General features: G+C 67.3%; 2 protein-coding genes. Both read left to right on the forward strand.

The genetic code is table 11. The features are described 5' to 3' along the window. The coding region (locus AC1DY5_RS56005; protein ID WP_478122767.1) for an enoyl-CoA hydratase/isomerase family protein at positions 1-615 on the forward strand (615 nt) is incomplete at its 5' end. A 23-nt stretch (positions 616-638) separates the two neighbouring features. Then, positions 639-1297, forward strand: a 659-nt coding sequence (locus tag AC1DY5_RS56010) for an aldehyde dehydrogenase family protein (protein WP_478122768.1), incomplete at its 3' end; no start/stop codon positions are given.

A 1297-nucleotide genomic window follows, 5' to 3' on the forward strand; every position in this document is an offset into this window, starting at 1 on the left:
GGCGGAGGCGAGAAGGCGTTCTGCGTGGGCGCCGACATCAACGAGTGGGCGGCGCTCCAGCCCTTGGACATGTGGCGCCGATGGGTGCGTCGCGGCCATCAGGTCTTCGACCAGTGGGCGCGCTTGCGCCAGCCCGTCATCTCCGCGATCAACGGACACGCATTTGGCGGCGGCCTCGAGCTTGCCATCACGGGTGACATTCGCATTGCTGCCGAGCAGGCGCAGTTCGCGCTGCCCGAGGCGTCGATCGCCACCTGCCCTGGCTGGTCGGGTACGCAGCGACTGGTGCAGCTGGTGGGCGCCAGCCGCGCCAAGTACCTGGCGCTGAGCGGAATCCGGCAGTCGTCCGCCGACGCCTTGGCTGCAGGGCTCGTTCACGAGGTGGTGCCGTCGGCCGAGCTCAGACGCCGGGCGAGCGCACTCGCAAGCGAGATGGCGGCCAAGGCGCCTGTGTCGCTGCAGTTGACAAAGCAATTGATCAACGCCGCGGCAGGCGAAGACGCTGCCGCGACGCTGGAGGCGATGGCCGGCGCGCTGGCCGCATCCACCGAGGACGCCGCAGAGGGCATCCGCAGCTTCAAAGAAAAACGCTCACCCAGCTACCTGGGCCGCTGATCTTCCACCCACCGGACACACTCATGCGTACTTCCACAGTCTCCCATGCCGATGCGCTGAGCCGCGCGCCATTCCAAGGCAAACTCCTCATAGACGGCGTCTGGGTCGATGCCGCCGATGGCTCCACGCTGGAGCGCAACTCGCCCGCCCATGACACGCTGGTGGCTGTCTACGCGCAGGCTGGCGTCGTCGATGCCGAACGGGCAATCGGCGCAGCACGCAAGGCGTTCGACCAAGGTCCGTGGCCGCACATGAAGGGTGCCGAGCGCGCCCGCGTGCTGCGCGCCGTGGCCGAAGGCATCCTGTCTCGCAAGCACGACCTGGCGCTGATGGAAACGCTCGAGAACGGCAAGCCGATTGCCCAGTCGCTCGCCGAGATCGAAGGTGCAGCCGACCTCTGGCATTACGCGGCGACGCTTGCACGCAACCTGCACGGCGACAGCTACAACACGCTTGGCGAGAAGACACTCGGCATCGTACTGCGCGAACCGATCGGCGTGGTCAGCGTCATCACGCCCTGGAACTTCCCGTTTCTGATCGTCAGCCAGAAGCTGCCGTTTGCCCTGGCGGCCGGCTGCACGGCCGTCGTGAAGCCGGCCGAGGTGACATCCGGCACGACCGTGATGCTCGGTGAGATCCTGCAGGCCGCCGGCCTGCCGGACGGGGTCGTGAACATCCTGGT

This window comes from Variovorax sp. P4_D9 (assembly GCF_056401695.1).